Origin of the sequence: Photobacterium sp. Alg240-V54 (assembly GCF_900537155.1) — a bacterium.
Lineage (GTDB): Bacteria > Pseudomonadota > Gammaproteobacteria > Enterobacterales > Vibrionaceae > Photobacterium.
This window is the reverse complement of sequence record NZ_UNRL01000005.1, coordinates 54742-71836: the sequence shown is the minus strand read 5'-3', so window position 1 is coordinate 71836 and position 17095 is coordinate 54742. Positions and strand designations below refer to the sequence as shown.

At 40.4% G+C, this 17095-nt stretch carries 19 protein-coding genes; 7 read left to right on the top strand and 12 right to left on the bottom strand.

The window, feature by feature from the left end; all coding sequences use genetic code 11:
- Positions 1-299: 299 nt before the first annotated feature.
- From glpG to ftsY, 6 genes are all read right to left on the bottom strand, one after another.
- Positions 300-1139, bottom strand: coding sequence for a rhomboid family intramembrane serine protease GlpG (gene glpG / locus G6R09_RS13780; RefSeq protein WP_163923090.1), 840 nt, complete (start codon positions 1137-1139; stop codon positions 300-302).
- Positions 1140-1248: 109 nt separating this feature from the next.
- Positions 1249-1569, bottom strand: coding sequence for a thiosulfate sulfurtransferase GlpE (glpE, locus tag G6R09_RS13775; protein ID WP_065169236.1), 321 nt, complete (start codon positions 1567-1569; stop codon positions 1249-1251).
- A 539-nt stretch (positions 1570-2108) separates the two neighbouring features.
- Entirely contained in the window at positions 2109-2969 is an 861-nt protein-coding gene (gene rpoH / locus G6R09_RS13770; RefSeq protein ID WP_065169348.1) for an RNA polymerase sigma factor RpoH, read from the bottom strand.
- Between the two features lie 178 nt (positions 2970-3147).
- Complete coding sequence (gene ftsX / locus G6R09_RS13765; RefSeq protein ID WP_065169235.1) at positions 3148-4080, bottom strand: permease-like cell division protein FtsX; 933 nt, start codon at positions 4078-4080, stop codon at positions 3148-3150.
- Entirely contained in the window at positions 4070-4738 is a 669-nt protein-coding gene (gene ftsE / locus G6R09_RS13760; RefSeq protein WP_065169234.1) for a cell division ATP-binding protein FtsE, read from the bottom strand. Before ftsE ends, ftsX begins: the two co-directional genes overlap by 11 nt.
- Before the next feature lie 4 nt (positions 4739-4742).
- On the bottom strand, positions 4743-6149 hold the full coding sequence (ftsY, locus tag G6R09_RS13755; protein WP_163923087.1) for a signal recognition particle-docking protein FtsY: 1407 nt from the start codon (positions 6147-6149) through the stop codon (positions 4743-4745).
- An 84-nt stretch (positions 6150-6233) separates the two neighbouring features.
- Between ftsY and rsmD the strand changes: the two genes are divergently transcribed.
- Positions 6234-6839 carry a 16S rRNA (guanine(966)-N(2))-methyltransferase RsmD gene (gene rsmD / locus G6R09_RS13750; protein WP_065169232.1) on the top strand — a complete coding sequence of 202 codons (606 nt, stop codon included), beginning with the start codon at positions 6234-6236 and terminating at the stop codon, positions 6837-6839.
- On the top strand, positions 6836-7102 hold the full coding sequence (locus tag G6R09_RS13745) for a DUF1145 domain-containing protein (protein WP_036789251.1): 267 nt from the start codon (positions 6836-6838) through the stop codon (positions 7100-7102). The genes rsmD and G6R09_RS13745 overlap by 4 nt, the downstream gene beginning before the upstream one ends.
- A 50-nt stretch (positions 7103-7152) precedes the next feature.
- On the opposite strand, the gene G6R09_RS13740 is transcribed toward G6R09_RS13745, so the two are convergent.
- Both G6R09_RS13740 and G6R09_RS13735 read right to left on the bottom strand, forming a co-directional pair.
- Positions 7153-7470 carry a DUF2007 domain-containing protein gene (locus G6R09_RS13740; protein WP_065169231.1) on the bottom strand — a complete coding sequence of 106 codons (318 nt, stop codon included), beginning with the start codon at positions 7468-7470 and terminating at the stop codon, positions 7153-7155.
- 868 nt (positions 7471-8338) lie between these two features.
- Positions 8339-8704 carry a DUF4145 domain-containing protein gene (locus G6R09_RS13735; protein WP_065177336.1) on the bottom strand — a complete coding sequence of 122 codons (366 nt, stop codon included), beginning with the start codon at positions 8702-8704 and terminating at the stop codon, positions 8339-8341.
- A 183-nt stretch (positions 8705-8887) separates the two neighbouring features.
- On the opposite strand from G6R09_RS13735, the gene G6R09_RS13730 reads away from it, so the two are divergent.
- On the top strand, positions 8888-9220 hold the full coding sequence (locus G6R09_RS13730) for a DUF2500 domain-containing protein (RefSeq protein WP_065169230.1): 333 nt from the start codon (positions 8888-8890) through the stop codon (positions 9218-9220).
- Positions 9221-9269: 49 nt separating this feature from the next.
- Here G6R09_RS13730 and G6R09_RS13725 read toward each other — a convergent pair whose 3' ends face one another.
- Both G6R09_RS13725 and G6R09_RS13720 read right to left on the bottom strand, forming a co-directional pair.
- Positions 9270-10274: an acyltransferase gene (locus G6R09_RS13725; protein ID WP_065169229.1), complete on the bottom strand. Its 1005-nt coding sequence runs from the start codon at positions 10272-10274 to the stop codon at positions 9270-9272.
- Positions 10275-10430: 156 nt separating this feature from the next.
- Positions 10431-11153 carry an SDR family oxidoreductase gene (locus G6R09_RS13720; RefSeq protein WP_065169228.1) on the bottom strand — a complete coding sequence of 241 codons (723 nt, stop codon included), beginning with the start codon at positions 11151-11153 and terminating at the stop codon, positions 10431-10433.
- 206 nt (positions 11154-11359) lie between these two features.
- Here G6R09_RS13720 and G6R09_RS13715 point away from each other — a divergent pair, with 206 nt between their 5' ends.
- The 3 genes from G6R09_RS13715 (at position 11360) to G6R09_RS13705 (ending at position 13821) form a co-directional block, all read left to right on the top strand.
- Positions 11360-12205 carry a LysR family transcriptional regulator gene (locus tag G6R09_RS13715; protein WP_163923084.1) on the top strand — a complete coding sequence of 282 codons (846 nt, stop codon included), beginning with the start codon at positions 11360-11362 and terminating at the stop codon, positions 12203-12205.
- Positions 12206-12317: 112 nt separating this feature from the next.
- Entirely contained in the window at positions 12318-13205 is an 888-nt protein-coding gene (locus G6R09_RS13710) for a patatin family protein (RefSeq protein ID WP_065169226.1), read from the top strand.
- 139 nt (positions 13206-13344) lie between these two features.
- On the top strand, positions 13345-13821 hold the full coding sequence (locus G6R09_RS13705) for a Dps family protein (protein WP_163923081.1): 477 nt from the start codon (positions 13345-13347) through the stop codon (positions 13819-13821).
- 142 nt (positions 13822-13963) lie between these two features.
- On the opposite strand, the gene G6R09_RS13700 is transcribed toward G6R09_RS13705, so the two are convergent.
- Positions 13964-15190 (bottom strand): EAL and HDOD domain-containing protein, encoded by a 1227-nt coding sequence (locus tag G6R09_RS13700; protein WP_163923078.1) that lies wholly within the window; start codon positions 15188-15190, stop codon positions 13964-13966.
- A 76-nt stretch (positions 15191-15266) separates the two neighbouring features.
- Positions 15267-15884 (bottom strand): homoserine/homoserine lactone efflux protein, encoded by a 618-nt coding sequence (gene rhtB / locus G6R09_RS13695; protein ID WP_065169223.1) that lies wholly within the window; start codon positions 15882-15884, stop codon positions 15267-15269.
- A gap of 199 nt (positions 15885-16083) precedes the next feature.
- Between rhtB and G6R09_RS13690 the strand changes: the two genes are divergently transcribed.
- Positions 16084-17052: an alpha/beta fold hydrolase gene (locus tag G6R09_RS13690; RefSeq protein WP_065169222.1), complete on the top strand. Its 969-nt coding sequence runs from the start codon at positions 16084-16086 to the stop codon at positions 17050-17052.
- Positions 17053-17095: the final 43 nt, after the last annotated feature.

The following is a 17095-nucleotide window of genomic DNA, read 5'->3' as shown; positions in this document are numbered from 1 at the left end:
CTACTGGCATCTTCTCAATGATAATTGTTAATCTTTCACTCAATAAATAGCCATACAGCTTTCGCTGTCGCTCAAAACGATGCGAATTATTGCGCGAATGAATAATTAAAAATGTGAAAACAGTCAAAAACAAACAGATAAATATGAATAGATATGAAAATGGGCAGGATTTATATCAATATTGGACTCACTATCAACTAATCAACAGTTTTAGTTAATATTGATAGTGGTATTGGTACCGTAATGATGCCGTCAAGCGAAACATCATTACGGTTGTTTGAGGATTTAACGCGAGAAAACTATGATTTAGGCTTGATAAGTTTGGCATCAACCAACGCAATCGCACAACCAGTTAGCAGTCCCATCAGGTGAGCCATATTGGCAATCGCTATCCCAGCAGGCTCTGCAAAACCAATGATAAGCCACACCAACATAAACACCACGTAAGATCGAGCAATCACTAACCCACGCTGCGGAGCCAGCCAACCCATCCACCAGATATAGCCTAATAAGGCATAAACAACGCCAGATAAACCGCCAAAATTAGGCCCATCCAGCCAAAATTGACCAAAACCAGAAATCAATGATGAGATCAGAAACAGTTGTACTAATTTAGCAGAACCACTGTGACGTTCAATTTGTCCACCTAATAGCCACCACCATAGGCAGTTAAAAATCACATGTAAGGCAGAAAAATGCAGTAATGCATGGCTAAAGTAGCGCCATAACTGCCACTGATCGCCATTCATAAATGGAAAATGAAACCAATCAAACAGTAGCGATTCAAACCCAAGTAACCACAGGCCATAGATCACTAGCGATATCACCATCACCGTCAGTGTAAATGGTCCTGCTTGTGCTTTGACCATTGAAACTAAGCTTGGGCTTGAGTAATCAAATTTTGCGGTGCGACTTTCAGCCACTTGCCATGAGGCTTCTTGGTATTTGCTATTATTAGGATCAGCAATAAACGCATTCAATGCTGCTTCGGCTTCAATCAGGTGTTGGCTATCTTGCAGCCATAACGCAAATTTACCCTCAGGCTCTGGCGCTAAAGTCAGTTCAATACCTCGTGAAGCCATATAATCAATAAATGCCTGCGCATGACGAGGGTTATAAAATTCAGCTAAGCGATGCATAGTTATCACTCTAATAGATAAGATATTCTAAGTATTTAACACCGATTGTGGTTACAACAATAGTCGCCACTTCGCTGTTTATTACTCATTTTATCAATGGCAAACTTAACTAAGCTTGTACCATAGGTAACGCTTCACGACGCCAAGCCTCAAAGCCGCCATCAACACTATACACCTGCTCATAACCTTGATTTACCAAATACTGCGCAGCCCCTTGACTGCTGACACCGTGATAACACATCACTAATACTGGCTGCTCAAAATCAACTTCATCCATAAATGCCACCATGGTGTCATTGGTTAAATGAAAGGCCCTTTCAGCATGCGCAACCGCATAAGATTGAGGATCGCGAATATCGACTAGTACCGCCTCAGGATGCTGTAATAACTGCTGCGCATCGTGAACTGAAAGATGTTGAAACTGTTCCATATTATTTCCTTTTAATGATCCTATAAGAACAACAATTTATGCCACCAGCCACAATTGAGATCAACAGTGACAACGGATCGCCATCACATGATCCTGACACTGACTTTGCCAAAATAATGCATTCGCGATCATTGTACCTTAGCTTAAGCTGAGTATCTTCCACCAAAAAAATAGGGGTTTATCCACAATATAATCGCCCTCATCAAGGACAACACTTCAATCGCGACAAGGGCTTGTCGCTGACAACACTGCCATAGTGAACACAAAGCAACCAGTTGTGGAAAAGCCTGTGGATTGCGTTGATAATGTGGTTGCCAATAAAAAGATCCACTACATGTAGATCGGATCCTACTATAAGCTGTGGATAAGTTGCTTAAACATACACACATCTATACACAAATGTGACTTATAACACATAAAATCAGGCAGATAACTCACTCACCCACCATAGGGATTATCTGCCGCTATTAATGACGATCTACAGCTATAAAAAAACCGACACTAAGGTCGGTTTTTCCATCATTAACGCCAGTGAGCTATCAGTAAAAATCACCGACCGCTTCTTTTAACTTTTTCATGGCGTTCTTTTCTAACTGACGAATACGCTCAGCTGATACGCCATAATTGTCGGCTAAATCTTGCAGAGTTGATTTTTGATCATCTAACCAACGTGAACGAACAATGTGTTGGCTACGCTCATCTAAACTGGCTAATGCTTGTGACAGACGACTATTCGCATGATTTTCCCAATTATTTTCTTCATAACTCAAGGCAACATCTGAGCCTTTATCTTCAAGGAAATAAGCGGGTGCCATCGGAGCTGAGTCTCGTTCATCATCATCATTTTGCATTTCAAACGTAGGGTCTTGCGCAGCTAAACGTGATTCCATCTCGCGCACTTCAGCCGGTTCTACCCCAAGCTGTTCAGCAACCATGTTGACTTCGTCGTTATTAAACCACCCTAAGCGCTTTTTAGACTTACGTAAATTAAAAAATAATTTCCGCTGTGCTTTAGTGGTAGCGACTTTTACTATACGCCAATTGCGTAACACATACTCATGGATCTCAGCTTTGATCCAATGAACCGCAAAAGACACTAATCGCACCCCAACCTCAGGATTAAAGCGCTTAACTGCCTTCATCAAGCCGATATTACCTTCTTGAATCAAGTCAGCAATCGGTAATCCATAGCCAGAATAACCACGAGCAATGTGTACCACGAATCGCAAATGGGACATCACTAACGCTTTCGCCGCGTTAATATCGCCGTCATAGTGCAGCGCTTCAGCCAGCTCTTTCTCACGCTCAGGCGTTAGCATTGGATAACGGTTTACAGTCTGAATATAACTTTCAAGACTATCCGCCGAAACTAGAACTAATTTCGACATCTCATTTGACATTCGAAAACCTCGTGTAATTTTTGTGCGATCACAACGGTTATTGAACATATGCTATCGTTGTGTGAACCGACAATGATGCCTGTAAACATAGTTCAAATGCAAGTCGAAGCGCAAATATATATGCTTATAAGCATCACTTTTTCTTATCGTACTGTTTTAAAACTATTAACAATAATCGTTATACAGGTTTGATTTCACGTAAATGGCGCCCAGCAGCAAGACGAGCAGCCATTAAACCAAGGAAGGTTGCCACCATTACCATGATCAGACTTTCATCCCAACTTAAGCCCAACATTCTAAAATGGCTGCCATACAAATCAGATAATTTGGCAACCGCATCACCTAATAACAGTGTCACACTTTGAGTTAAGCCCCAGGCAATCAATGCAGCAATCAAGCCATACCAGACACCAACATAAAGATAAGGTCGTAATATATAGCTATCTGTGGCGCCAACCATCTTCATCACTTGGATTTCGTCTTTATGACTTAACACTTGTAAACGTAAGGTGTTACCAACAATTAAAAATACCGCAAACAACATTAAGCCCGACATTAACAGTGCCAAGGCAACGGCTAATTGTTGAATTGCGGCTAGGCGTTGTAACCAGTCTTTATCAAGACGCACTTCAGCAACATGGTTCTGCTGGCCCAATTTTTGCGCAAGTTCATTGGCTTTTACCGTTGTTTGCCAGTCATTATTAGGCTCAACAATTACCACAGCAGGTAGCGGATTATTTTGCTCATCAAACAAGCTCAACGCTTTTTCAAAGCCACCGTTTTGACGGAATTGCTCTAAGCCCTGCTCAGCTGTAATGTATTTAACACTATTAACTTGTGACCAATTTTTAATTTTATCTGCCAACGCCTGGCCATCATCATTACTGGTATTATGCTTTAAATACAAAGTGATCTGACTTGGGTTTTGCCATGCATCTGCCACTGCTGTAATGTTTTTTGCCATTAAGTAAAACGTACATGGCAACGTTAACGCAACAGCCAATACCGCTAAGGTTAAGAAATTACCTAAAGGACGACGAAACATGTCTTTTAATGCTGAGCTTGCTTGCTGGCGATGAATTGCAAAAAAGCCAATAGATTTACGCGCCATGTGCCAGCTCCCTTAAATTACCTTTATGTAGGTCTAAACGACGATAATCACGGCTGGCAAGCAGTGATGTATCATGGGTTGCCATTAATACTGTGACGCCAACCCGATTAAATTCTTCAAACAAACGTAATACTTGTTGTGATAATTCAGCATCAAGGTTACCGGTTGGCTCATCGGCCAACAGTAACATCGGTTTATTGACAATAGCGCGGGCAATGCCAACACGCTGTTGTTCACCGCCAGATAATTGGATAGGCAAACATTTTGCCTTATCCAATAATCCAACTTTATCCAAAGAAGCGCTCACACGACGTTTAATATCATGTTCATTCATTTGTTCAACCCGTAATGGTAGGGCAATATTATCGAAAACACTGCGATCCATTAACAGTTTATGATCTTGAAAAATGATACCAATATTTCGGCGCAAAAATGGAATTTGCTTATGTGGCAAACGAGTAATATCGTGACCATTGAACCAAATCTTGCCGTCACTCGGACGCTCAAGGGCACAAATTAATTTCAGCAGCGTACTTTTACCGGCCCCAGAGTGACCAGTAAGAAAAGCCATATCTGCTGGTTTTAGGTGAAAATCTACTTTTTGTAGGGCTTGCCTACCACCACGATAAGCTTTACTTACCTGCTGAAATCGAATCACTTTATTATTCCTCGTTGCTAAATAATGCTTCTATAAACTCATCGGCCGCAAACGGTCGTAAATCATCAATGCCTTCACCAATACCAATATAACGAATTGGAATATTAAATTGATCAGCAATAGCAAAAATAACACCACCTTTAGCGGTACCATCTAATTTAGTGATAGTGATCCCTGATACCGGTGCCACTTCACTAAATAGTTTTGCCTGACTAATGGCATTTTGACCGGTACCGGCATCCACTGTCAGCATAATTTCATGCGGTGCTTCAATATCAACTTTCTGCATCACTCGCACGATCTTACGCAACTCTTCCATCAAGTTGCCTTTGTTTTGCAACCGCCCTGCGGTGTCAGCAATAACAACATCAACATTTTTGGCTTTTGCTGATTCAATCGCATCAAAAATGACTGATGCACTGTCAGCACCAGTATGTTGAGCGATCACTGGAACATTATTACGCTCGCCCCAAACTTGCAGTTGTTCAACCGCCGCGGCACGGAAAGTATCACCCGCCGCTAACATCACTGATTTACCTTCAGCTTGGAATTGCTTGGCTAATTTACCAATAGTGGTGGTTTTACCAACACCGTTAACACCAACCATTAAAATAACATACGGCTTTTTGGTCATATCAACCACTAATGGTTGCTCAACTTTAGCCAACATTTCACCTAGCTCATCTTTCAATAAGCCGTAAAGTGCTTCACCGTCATTTAAATCACGACGTGATGCCTTGTCGGTAAGGTTATTAATGATCTTGAGCGTGGTATCCATCCCTACATCGGCAATTAAGAGTTGTTCTTCTAACTCTTCAAACAATTCATCATCAATTTGCTTGCCACGGAATAAACCAAAGAAACCAGCACCAAAATTGGTTTTAGTGCGCTTTAAACCACGCATTAAGCGGCTAAAAAAGCCTTCTGATTTTGGTTTTTCTTGCTCAACAGCAGTCGCTGCTACGGGTGTGTTCGTATCATCAATTGCAGCAATAGTATCACTAACATTGGCTTCATCAGCAGTATCAGCATTAGCTGTTAGTGATGGCTCACTTTCACTATTAGCTTCGATATTTTCTGACTTTTTATTTTTTTCAACGTCGTCATTTAGATCGTCAACGCCACTATCGGTAACAATAGTATCGTTTTGCTGATCATTTTCTTGCAACGTTGCAGCCAATTGGCGATCATTAGTTTCAGCAATTAATTCTGATTCGATAGGCGTGTCGAGCTCAATGTCATGATTATGACTGGCTTTTCCCCCCTCATCGTCAGAGGAATGTGTTGATTTTGGGCTATCAACCGAGCCATCAACTACTGATTGTTCAGTAGCTTGTTCCTTTGATGCGTCGTTATCTTCAGAGCTAAATCCTAGCCATGAAAATAGTCCGCGTTTCTTTTTTTCTGCCATTGGCAAATCCTAGCGCTTGATTGGTACAATTTACGGCCTAAAAACAGGTGTATACTATCATTTTCTTAACGGTCAAAAAAATCTATGACGCAGCGAAGACAGCAAACAACTCGCAAAACACAAAATAATCGTCCTGGTGGGTTCGTTAGAATCATCAGCGGACAATGGCGTGGACGCAAATTACCCGTTCATGATGTCGAAGGACTCCGCCCAACCACTGACCGTGTCAAAGAAACACTTTTCAACTGGTTAGCGCAAGACATTTATCAATCTAAATGCCTTGACCTCTTTACTGGCAGCGGTGGCTTAAGTTTTGAAGCACTTTCACGTGGTGCTGAAAGCGTTACTATGCTTGAGCTTGATAAAACCGCTGCCGCGCAACTAACAGTGAATCTCAATACAGTAAAAGCAACCAATGCTACCGTTATTAACAGTGATAGTTTACGCTTTTTGTCACAAACAGGTACGCCGCACGATATTGTTTTTATCGATCCTCCGTTTCGAAAAGATCTTATTCAAGATGTTATCACAGCGTTAGAAAATAATGGCTGGTTAACACCACATGCAATGATTTATATTGAAGCTGAAAAGGAATTAGGTCAGTTGGCAATCCCTAGCCACTGGCATTTACATCGCGAAAAAAGCGCGGGCCAAGTCTGCTACCGCTTATTTGCTAGAGAGGAACCATGAAAGCACTGATCATTACTGCTAAAATAGCGATAGCCTTAGTATGGTTAATATTGTTCATTAATATCGTTCACCCTTTTCCTGGGGTTTCAGCAATTGCGCTTTATATTATGACCGCATTTTTGTTCATGATGCACGGCTTACAAATGCTTATTTTTGTAGGTGCGTTTGGCGATAAAATCAATATGTCGCGTTGGGAGCATTGGTCAATTTTAATTTTTGGTATCTTCGCGCTGCTTGATATTCGTCGCAAGCACATGATGTAACACTGATAGAGCGAGCAATATCATTGATGCTCGCTTTACTACCAACACTATTACTCAGCACTATCGTGCTGACACTGCCAACATAGCTCAAATTGGCCCTGATTAAGCTCACCACAATGACGACAATACCAATCTCGATAATCATTGCGTAAGTAGCTCTCAATAATCGCTAACGCTTGTTGTCGTTGAGTTGCGGTTACCCATAACTGCACTTCTACAACACCCATTGGCAATTCACCCGCTGCTGCCGCTAATGCCTCACCCGTTAAACGGACCGATATTCCCATATTTTCTAATAAGCCCTTAACACTATGGGCTTCTAAACTATTACTGGCACCATACAAGCATTGCCATTGCTGATCGGTCATCCACCTTCCTCATTACGTGAATTATCATTAAATTAAAGATAGCAGTCATCATTCAATCCTCTGTCTTTAATCTTAAACCGATGTTGTAAGCAGTTAAGTCTCAGATGGTGAGAAAATGCACCAATAACAACAACTACAATCAATAACACCACTAAAAAACCAACCTATAAAAAGAAAAAATACAACCAACAAACAATTAAAAAACAAAAGCTTGTATGATGTAACTCAAAAAACACACACTAAAAAGACACAGCGACAACCAACAGTAAATTAACGGCCAAAAAACAACATCAAAAACCGCCAACATAATGAAAAACAAGCACTTTAACTATTTTATGCACAAAAAACATAGCCTTGATAAATTCAACCACAAAAAAACAATCACTAAATAGCCATTCCATCAAACATTAGCTACTTTTATCCATTTTCAACAATAAACCCACTCACAAATAAAAATGTAGTAATTAAAACTGTAGATCAAACAAAAATTACAAAACAAAACAACAACTTAAATGCGAAAATAAAAAGTAATAAAAAGTAACATTAAATTTACAACAATAAGAAACATTGTTTTAATGATGATAAATAGCTCTTATTGACACCTTAAAATGTTTTTAAGCTAGATATATAGCAACTTAACTTGCCAACACCACTAAAACAATGTTATCTTAATTGTCAAGACAAAAACACACCATCAACAGGAATACAAAAATATGCTTTCACACTCACAAAAACAAGGCCTTGTAATGATCGCAGTCGTCGTTGGTTTAATGACACTACCGATAATCTACTAAGTCATATTTAAGAAACAAAAAAATAGCGCCTAATGGCGCCATTTTTTTATCTGGGTTATCAATTTCGTTGATTGCTATAATGTGATGTGTTGCCAATGATAAAAATAAAATCCTAATGCAGCTAATGTAATACCACCAAGTAATACCACAGCAACCCCCCATACTAAGCGGCTACTACGCGGCATTAATTCCCGCTCACACTCCACACATAAATCGATAAATCGTTGATAATCATTCGATGATGACGTTGACGCATCTGCCGTGACTATTTGCTGATGCATGGTCACTAACTGGTTAAGTTTATTCACCATATCATCCGGAAAACGATCATCACAACTATGAACTAATTGCGTTAAATCAGTACCTTTAGCATGATAATGTTGGCGCAGTAAATCTTCTAGCCGGCGAGATTTATCGATCACTTGATCAATATCCATCATCACCTCCCTCGATATTAAATAATCATTACCTTACCTAAGCTATCAATCCAATATAGTGTTTTTGTAAAATAATTGTATTTAGATCACGATTTTATTATCGATAGCTAGGGATGTAGAAATTTGCTGTGAATAATAGCGCGCTACTTATCTAATATAGCTTATTAACCACCAAGGAGCTTGGGAATGCCGATATGGATCATTGTCGTACTGTGCCTGCTATTTTTATTGGCATTAGCGTATTTTAGTTATAACTATCGCCGCCATACCTTAGGTATTGATGCACCAGAAAAAAAAGTTGAAGTACAAATTCTCGATAAACAAACTAATCGTATTATTGGTGCGCAGCCAGGGGAAGAAGACGAGGAATATTGGTTTTATGTTCAGCCACTAGCTGGCGGACCTAAACGAGAGTTTATGATTGGTATTCATTATTACCACGCTTTAAATCCCGGTGATATTGGCACCATGACTTACCGCGGTCAGCAATTTGTCCATTTTGCATTAAAACGTCAATAAACCACGATCCTGTTTGCTCACCGATGGGTGAGCAAACAGCGGGCTTCCGTTATGGCACTAACCACGCCGTATAACGACTACGGCTTAATAACCAACTGGTTGCTAACGCCAAACTAGCAGCAATTACGGTCCATACTGGAATCGCGATCAATGGGTTAGCGAAATAAAGGTTATATTCGCGCAGTGGCCACAAAAAAATCGGATGAATCAAATACACTCCAAGACTGTATTTACTCAACCATGCTAATTTATTGCGCGTCGATAAGTGTAATTTGTCACTCGCCCAGCGACACAACAAGAAAACAGTTGCCGCAACCAATGCCGTATTGAGGGTTTTATACGACATCCAGCGCCCCATCTTATATTCATTCGCCGCAAAACTATGGCTGATAACATTATAATCAGTCGCCACTAGCGCAATCACTGCTAGAGGCAATAACACCATCAAACTTGGCCAACGATATTGGTATAGGCAGTAACCTAACAATAAATAGCCGCTATAAAGTAAATAGGTTTCACTCCATAAGCCATCGATATAAAACAGGTATAAACCTGTGATCACTAGCCATACCATGATCACCCCTTTCACTTGCCCTGGCTCTGCTTTTTGGACCCACCATTGAATAATCGGAACCAGTAAATAAAGAGGAATGAAATAATAGAAAAAGCCCAGATGGTAATAGGTTTCGTGGGTGGGCATTTTTTTGAGTATCGACCAGCTAACGCTGCTATCAAAACCACTGACCGTTAGCCCTGAAAATAACGCGTAAAATACTGACCACACTAAAAATGGCACTAAAACTTTACCTAGACGGCGCTTAATATAATAGACCGGCTCAAAAGGACGCTGATCACTGAGCATTAATGCGCCAGTAATCATAATAAAGACAGGTACAGCCCAGCGACTGAGGCTATTAATGGTGATGGCACTGATCCATTGCCAATCGGGTATCTGACCGATTTGATCTCGATAGGGGCCAAGGACATGGATCACCACCACCGCCAGCGCAGCAACCACTCGCAGTAAATCAAAAAATCCTATTTTTTCTCTCACCAGTGGCCCCTTATATAAAAAGCTGATACAAAAAAGCAGAGCCATAATCATTTACGGCTCTGCTTTGAATATAGCAGTCACTTAGCAGCAAGTATCTATCACAGAGGTGAATTAACCGATAACTCACTCATTGTTGACAGCAATTTCACCTAATAGTTAAGGCTGTTGACGCGTTGCTGCTAGTACAATTTCACGAATACATAGATTCTGTGGTTGGTTATAAGCATAGCTGATCGCATTGGCAATATCTTGTGGCGCAATCACACCGCCCATACCTTGTTTCCACTCTTCATAACCGGCTTTAATTGCATCACTACTGGTGTGAGTCAATAACTCAGTTTCTACTGCGCCAGGAGCAATAGTAATAAAGCGCACGTTATCATCTGCCACTTCTTCACGAATGTTTTCAGTGATCGCATGCACAGCAAACTTAGTACCACAATAAGCTGCATGGTTAGGGAATGTTTTACGACCCGCGATTGAACTGATATTAATTACTGTGCCACCTTTACGCGCTTTCATTTTCGCAAGCACAACATGAATACCATTCAACATTCCCATCACGTTAACGTTAAACATGGTTTGCCATTCTGCAGGATCCTGCTCATCAGCAAGACCAAGCAACATCATACCCGCGTTATTAATCAAGCAATCGACTGGGCCAAATTGTTGCTCAGCTTCTGCAACGGCTGCTGCAATCGCTTGAACATCGGTCACATCAACTTGACGGCATAATGTATTAGGTAGATTTAATGCTTCCATTTGCTCAACACGACGTGCCAATAGTAATAATGGGTAGCCTTCTGCTGATAATTTACGTGCTGTGGCTTCACCAATACCTGAACTTGCACCAGTGATTACGACTAAAGATTTTGACATAATTTTTTTCCTCTAGAATAAACCGCACACTTGATGCAGCCAGCTAAGATGCTGTTGATGGCAATAACTATAGAACGAATTTTCACAACTTAAAAATATCAATTTCCTTGGTTTATCATCAAAAAAAACTATGGCTAACTCGCTATCGTCATAAGTTTCAACAATGTGGTAGGCTAGTAAAATCTTTTTTAAGTGAGTATCAGTTAATGGATTTACGCTTATTACGTTTTTTTATTGCGGTTTATGAAGAAAAAAATATTACTTTAGCCGCCGAACGCTGCTGTGTATCACAACCCTCAATATCTAGTGGTATCAAACAATTAGAACAAGAACTCGCTACCCAACTGTTTATTCGTCACAAAAAAGGCGTCAATCTAACTGACGAGGCCCATTACTTATATCCATTAGCGATTCGATTACTTAATGACGTTAATACGCTGCCACAGTTATTTCAACAGCGCACAGAAAGATTACCACTGACTTTGGCTAACTTTGCCGATCTTAGCCAAACTCAATTAGCGGCAATCTTTAGTCAGCTGCAACAGCAGATCCCAACTGTTTTATTAGAATTAGTTGATCACGACCGTGCTGCTGATGCGCGTATTACACTTGATATGTTTAAAGCTGAAGATGAGATTTTTTTGCCATTATGGGAAGAAGATTATGTACTGTGTATGTTACCTAATCACCCGTTAGCTAAGTTAACCAGCGTGTCACCGCAACAGTTACACCAGCACGATTTTATTGAGTGCCCTCCTTGTGAGGCCCACCAACAAACAATTGGTTTATTAGCCTGTGATGGTTTGTCGGTAAATTTAGTTGCTAAAGCGGAACACAAAACGCAAGTAATGCATCTAGTTCAAGCAGGATTAGGGATCTCTTTTCTACCTACAGGCGTATTAGAAAGTGCCAATCAATTGGTCACGGTCCCCCTTGAAGGACCACGGATGTTCCGCCGTTTAGGATTATGCTATCCAGCCACTAAAACCCTCAATCCCGCTTTAGCGGCTTGCATTAAGGTGTTAAGTCAACATTCCCCTTACAAGCATTAATCAACGATTAAGTTTTGCCTATTACAACAATAAGAAAAATCGAATTTTTTATACGCGTAAATCTGTTTATGCTGCGGCCTAAGTTAACGGCGGTTTAATAAATAGGTTATATATGAATACAGCTCAACACACTTCTCATGCACTGGTTGTTGAAGGCGGCGCGATGCGCGGTATTTTTGCCAGTGGTGTGCTGGATGCATTTCTAGACAATAACTATGCGCCGTTTGACTTTGCAATTGGTGTTTCAGCAGGCGCAACCAACCTCATTGGCTATTTAAGTGGTAATTATGGCCGCAGTCATAAAATTATTACCCAATATTCACGCGATCCACAATTTATCAATTTCTCACGCTTTACCCATGGCGGCCATTTAACGGATATTAATTGGCTATGGCGTACAACCTCGCGTTATTTACCGCTTAATTTATTGCACTATGAACAACGCCAAATTCCACTCTATGCCACCACAACCAATTTAGAAACAGGTCAAGCTGAATACATCAAAGTAACTCGCAATAACATTACACCAGTAATGGAAGCCACTTGTGCCCTACCTGTTGCGTATCGTAATAACCCTACCGTTGACGGCGTTGCAATGAGTGATGGCGGAATCGGTGATTCAATTCCAGTTATTGAAGCATATCGCCGTGGCGCACGTAACATTACGGTAATTTTATCCAAACCACTTGGCTTTCATAAACACGACACTAAATTACCGTGGTTAATCAAATCAATGTTTCATGATCATCCCGCTTTTGCAGCAGCAGTAATGACTCGTGCGCGTCGTTATAATGCAGCGCTTGATTTTATTAATAATCCGCCAGCAGATTGCACCATTACTGTGATTGCACCTAATCAGAATTTTCAGGTTGGTCGCTTAACTCGCAACCTCAACAAATTAGAACAAGGTTATTTGCAAGGTAAACAAGCAGGCCATCAAGTGTGTGGCATCATCCCTTGTGAAGGTGAACATTGCGATCCTGAGTCATTAGTCGCCTGATCTACTCCTCAGTCACGATAGATTAAAACTATCATTACAATAGATGCAAACAATTACACCTATTGATCCTTTTTACCTATACTGGCTACATCAAAACGAAATAGCTTTTCGTTTTAAACTTATTTATGAGGAATACATCATGGCTCACCAAACCAATTTAATCGGTCTTGACAGTGATAAAGCCCAAGCGCTAGCCACTGACCTCAACCAATTATTAGCTAATTACCAAGTATTTTATATGAATACTCGTGGCTATCATTGGAATATTAAAGGCCAACAATTTTTCGAATTACATTTAAAATTTGAAGAGATTTATACTGATCTTCAAATCAAAGTTGATGAGTTAGCTGAGCGTATTTTAACCTTAGGCTACACACCAAATCATAGCTTTAGTTGCTACTTAGCAACAACTGAGATCAAAGAACATCAAAACATCAGTGATGGCTTACAAGCTGTACAAGGTTTAGTAAATGGTTTCAGTACCCTACTTGGCCAACAACGTCAAATTCTTATTGCCGCAGGTGATGCGAATGACGAAGGTACAGCAGCATTGATGGGCGATTATATTCGCGAACAAGAAAAATTATTGTGGATGCTTAACGCTTATTTACAATAATAAAAGGTACTCGGTCAGTGAATTAGTCATCCACTGATTAAAATATACTTATGTGATGTGAGTGTATTTATTAAAGGCGACCCGCCTGACTACAGCAATACATTATATGGTTCTTTTGGGGTCTTTATGGCCCCGTTTTTTTTTATGATGGTGGATTATTAATTTGTGCGCATTTTTCTGACCACGCTACTGCTTGTAAATAACTCTGCTGTACTTGTTGTTCTGATATTCCTAATCGACAACATTCAATCGTTACCTGCTGCCAATCTGCTTTATCAAAGGCATCGACTAAGTTTAATACTTGCCCTAGTTGCCCCTCTCGATGTAATAATGCCATCTGAATATTAGGCTGTAGCTTTAACAACACTAATAATTCCGCTAACGAGCTGTCTAATAACGCATCCAATAATGAAAACATTCCAGCTAAAAACGCCTGTTGTGACGGTAGTGTCAAGGCACTGCAATCAACCAACTTTTCACACATTTTTGCTCGCTGTAACGATAATGCATATAAGGCTTTAGGCTTATCAAGTGCCGCATGTGCTGTTGCCACGACTCCAACAAACATTCGCAGTTTTTCTTCACCTAAATACACTAACGCCTGATGAAATGAACTGATCGGCTCAACCAATCTACGGTTGGTTTGATTGACATAGCGCAGCAATAAATAAGACAGTGATACGTCACTACTAATAATGTTTTCGATCTCAGCAAAATTAACCGGTTCACTGCTGATTGCTTGTAATAATTGAATAGTCGTTAATTCAGAGGCCGCAACTTTACGTCGTTTAACAAGTTCAGGACGACTAAAGTAGTAGCCTTGAAAAAGATCAAACCCCGCATTGAGCGAGGTTTGAAAATCGGTATAGGTTTCAACTTTTTCAGCTAAAAATTTCACGTTCAGATGACGATTATTACGCACAAAATCGCACGCTTTTTCCAAGCCAAGCATCAATAAATCAAGTTTAATAATATGCACATAGCGAAAAAAACGCTGCCATCTAACATCATACTCAAAATCATCGAGTGCAATAATATAGCCCTTGTGATGCAAATGCTTAATCGCTAAAAACAACTCATCATCAGGCGTGCAGGTTTCTAGAATTTCAATCACCACTTTATTTTTTGGCAGTAAAAGTGGCATTAAACTTACCAAACAATGTTGCGGAAAATTAATAAAATTGCGTTGACCACGATAAGCATAATCATCACCAATAGCCATATAGTTTTCGACCACAAGCCGACAGGTTGCCTGATCTGCATCAATATTAGGAAAGGCGTTGTACTCACCATCACGAAATAATAATTCATGACCCATCGTTTGTTGACGACGATTAAAAATAGGTTGGCGAGCAACATAAGAAAACATGTGAAAAATACCTTTCTATCACAGTGATTAATGGTTTATTTCAATGGAAATAAGTGACATCTGCTGAGGTTGAGCTTTATGCACGAGCTAAAGCAAGTAGTGCGCCACAACCAATAAACATCGATCCAAAAATACGGTTAAGACGTGTCATTACTGTTGCTGAGCGAATATAACCGGTAAAACGAGACGCTAAACAGACATAAAACAGCATTACTCCAGCATCAATGATCAGTGTCGTCGTGCCTAAAATTAATAACTGCGGTAATTGTGGTTGCGTGGTGTCAATAAATTGTGGAAATAACGCCACCAGAAACACAATCGTTTTGGGATTGGTAAGGTTCACTAATACTGCGCGTTGAAATAAACACTTACTTGTTACTGATCTATCAACATCCTCTATCGCTAATGTACTATGTTCACGCCACTTCTGAATACCTAACCACACCAAATACCCGACGCCGATCCATTTAATCAATGTAAACGCTAACGCTGACTGCGCAACTAATGCGCCAAGCCCAACCCCCACCAATACAATGTGAACAGCCATACCTAATTGTAAGCCAACAATTGACGCTAAAGATTTACGCCAACCATACACCATACCATTGCTGATCGAGTTAACGGTGCCAGATCCAGGTGCAAAACTAAAGACAATGGCAGCAACGACATAGGCAAGCCAGATCTCAACATTCATTTAATATTCCCTTACTATTCAAACACTCAAAAGATGTCCTTATACCCTGAAACTCGATAATCAAGCAAATTATTGCTCGGTTACGCTCCCCACAATAAATAATGTATACTGGCAAAGATGATAATAAGCAATGAGATAGCTTATCAGTGCAAATATCATTCAAGACTTTGCCTCGTAGTTCACAACTTTCGGATACATTATGACCCACTCAACCTTGCCTTTTTCACAAGAAGCTAGCTTCAATACTATGATGGCAGGTCCAATTTCTGCATTATGGCAACAGCGGCATCAAGGCACATTGCAAGGTGTAAACCATTGCCAATTGAGTTGGGTAAGTTTAACCCCAGGACACAGTGATAAAGTCATCGTGGTCGTGAATGGCCGAATTGAGAGTTATTACAAATACCAGGAATTGTTTTTTGATTTAATCAATCAAGGCTACCATATTTACGCGCTTGATCATCGTGGTCAAGGTATGTCACAACGACTGGTTGCTGACACTGAAATGGGGTATGTCGACCACTTTGATGACTATGTTACCGATCTCCACCAGTTTGTAACTAACATCGTCAAGCCACAAGGCTATCAATATCATTACCTACTAGGCCACTCTATGGGAGGAGCAATCAGTAGTTTACTCCTCGCCCGTTACCCGACGATATTTGACCGAGCGGTACTAAGTGCACCAATGCATGGTATTCACCTTAAGCCGAGTTTACGGTTTATTGCTGAACCTCTGGCACGTCTTAATGATCATCTTCATCGCCAACCGACTTATGCACCAGGGCAACGTTGCTATTACCCCAAGCCATTTGCTAATAATCCGCTGACACACAGTGAAGTTCGCTTTCAATGGTTTAAACAACTCTATCAACAATACCCTCAAATTCGCTTAGGGGGAGCAAGCAATCGCTGGGTATGGCAAAGTATCGCTGCTGCTCGTGCAAGTATTAACGAAGCTCACAACATCACCACGCCAACCTTGGTATTACAAGGCAGTGCTGATCATATTGTTGATAATCAAGCCCACGTTCGTTTTTGCCAACAAACATCCTCCAGAAGTCGATTAGTCACTATTACTGACGCACGTCACGAATTATTATTTGAAAGTGATCAATATCGTAATATTGCTCTGACTGAAATTTGCAACCACTTTGCGTCCTCATAAGGCGTAAATAACGCCAAAAAGACTACGTCATCACAAAAATAAA